Raw genomic sequence first — 2,508 nt, forward strand, 5'->3', positions numbered from 1 at the left:
GACCGCCGACGCGTTCCGGGCGGGGGCCCCGGCAGCAGCCGTGCGCTGTGCGTCCCGGCCCGGGCGCGGCACGTCCCGCCGGGTCGGGGTGTAACCGGTCGACGCCCTCGGGCTCTTCGTCGTCTTCGGTGTCCGGCCGGTCTCCCGGAAGGCCCGCAGCAGCCGCTCCGCCTCCGCCGCGTCGAGCCGCCGGTCCGGATCGCGCTCCAGGAGCCCCCGTACGACGGGGAGCAGCGGCGCGGCCTGCGGGGGCGGCCGGATCTCGTCGACGACGACCGCGTGCAGGATGCCGCCCAACGAGTCCCGCCGGAACGGCGATTCCCCGCTGAGCACGGCACACAGCAGCGCACCCAGCGACCACAGGTCGGACTCCGGCCCGGTGCGGACCCCGGACATCCGCTCCGGCGAGGTGTATTCGGGTGAGCCGACGAAGGACCCACTCTCGGTGAGCGTGGTCGCGCCGGCGACCTGGGCGATGCCGAAGTCGGTGAGGACGACCCGGTCGGTGCCGGTCTCCAGCAGGACGTTCGCCGGCTTGAGATCGCGGTGCAGCACCCCGGCGTCGTGTGCCCGCCGCAGCGCGCCCAGCAGATCGATCCCGATCCGCGCGGCCTCCCGCGCGTCGACGGGCCCTTGGGCCGCGAGCCGCTCCGCGAGCGAGCCGCCGTCGATCAACTCCATGACGATGTAGGGGCGTTCGTCCTGCTCGACGACGTCGTGCACGACGATGATGTGCGGGTGGCTGAGCCGGGCGACCGCCCGCGCCTCCCGCAGGGTGCGCTCGCGCCGTGTGCGGGACCGGTCCTCCGGGAGCGAGTCGTCGAGGGCCAGCTCCTTGACCGCCACCTGCCGACCGAGGAGCTGGTCGGTGGCGCGCCACACGATCCCCATACCGCCGCGGCCGATCCTGGCCTCCAGCCGGTAACGACCCGCTATGACACGGACGTTCTCCCCCTCGGTCCCCATACGCCCCATCATGCCGCACCGGACCGGAACCCTCCGGTGCCGTGTGGCGGCCTGGCCGACAAGCGACGTACGCACGACTCGCGAGCGCCTCACGAGCGTCGCGCGAGCGCCGCGCGGAAGGCTCACGTGTGGGTCTGTGCGTGAGGGGAGCGCGGGTGAGCCACCGTGCGGGGCCCGCATGTGGGCCTTCGTCCGGGGGTCTGCGGGTGGGCCTTCGTCCGGGGGCCTGTGTGTGGGCCTTCGTCCGGGGGTCTGCGTGCGAGGCGGCGCGTGGCCCGTCTCTACGGCCTGCGTGCGGGACCCGAGCGCGGAGCCCGAACGCGGGACCCGAGCACGGAACCCGAGCACGGAACCCGAGCACGGAACCCGAGCACGGAACCCGAGCGCGGGACCCGAGCACGGAACCCGAGCACGGAACCCGAGCGCGGGACCCGAGCGCGGGACCCGAAGGCAGAGCCGCGAAGATTCCTCGCGGTTCACGCCGCAGACGCCCGCCCTCAGCCCCGCCTCACTCCGCTTCCCCGCCGCCCCGCGGCTGCCTCAGCGCCGGCTCACCACTGGCGCGCCGCTGCCTCACCGCCGACTCCGCGTGTCGTACCGCCGACTCGGCGGTCGCACCGCCGGCTCCCGTGTCGTACCGCCGCCTCACCGCTGCGCCGGCCGCCAGCTGCGCAGCACGGCGTAGAACTGCTTCTCCGCCGTGTCCCAGTCCGCCGCGGGCGAGGACATGTAGATCGTGTACTCGACGCCGTCCCGGGAGAGATACATCTGCTCGATCGCCCGGCGCGGCCCGGGGAGGAACTCCGTGCTTGTCGCCGGCGCGGTCCAGGTGAAGTCCCACAGCGCGCCCGGCCGGTCGCGGTAGATGTTCTCCTCCAGGGTCACCTGCTCGTAGTCGGGCCGCGTCCTCACCTGCTCCTCCAGGTCGAGCTGGTGGTGGTAGGGACTGTCGAAGTCCGGCGAGTCGTCCACGGCGACCCGGAGGAAGTGCTCACCCTTGTCGGGGGTGTAGTCGATCTGCGTCCCCTGCACCTGACGCTTCCACCCCTTGGGCAGAGCAAGGCTGAAACCCTCCGGGTCCTCGACCCGCTCCCACCCCTCCGGCACCCCGTCGGCCGGCTGACCCCCGTCCCCAGCCCCGTCCGTCCCGTCCGTCCCGGCCGTCGCGGAGCCGCTCCCCGCACGCCAGACGTCCGCGTAGTGCGCCGCGACGGCACCACCACCGCCGACCAGCACGGCCAGCAGGAGGACGAGCGCGACCGTACGGCCCCGGCGCCGCTTGGCGGGGGGTGCGGCAGGGAAGACGGGGGCGCCGTCGGCGGGCTGATGGACGGTGGCCATCGGGGTGGCCGGGGCACCGAAGCCACCGCCGGTGGACACATGGCCCCCGGCCAAGGCCGCACCCCCGGTGGAATGCCCCGACGCCCGCGCGCCGCCCTGATACTCACCACGCGCGCCGTACACGTCCTCCGTACCGCGCGCGCCCCCACCATCCGCACCACCGGGGCCGGCCGCACCGCCCGCGCCGTCCCCCGCGCCTCC

2 protein-coding genes are annotated in these 2,508 nt (G+C 74.5%); both read right to left on the reverse strand.

The genetic code is table 11. From position 1 onward, the window contains the following. Positions 1 to 966 (reverse strand): serine/threonine-protein kinase (locus AWZ10_RS09900; RefSeq protein WP_159058240.1); only part of this gene is annotated, 966 nt, incomplete at its 3' end. A gap of 645 nt (positions 967 to 1,611) precedes the next feature. Then, positions 1,612 to 2,361, reverse strand: coding sequence for a hypothetical protein (locus tag AWZ10_RS09905; protein ID WP_244172450.1), 750 nt, complete (start codon positions 2,359 to 2,361; stop codon positions 1,612 to 1,614). Between the last annotated feature and the right edge of the window lie 147 nt (positions 2,362 to 2,508).

The organism is Streptomyces europaeiscabiei, assembly GCF_001550375.1.
Lineage (GTDB): Bacteria > Actinomycetota > Actinomycetes > Streptomycetales > Streptomycetaceae > Streptomyces > Streptomyces europaeiscabiei.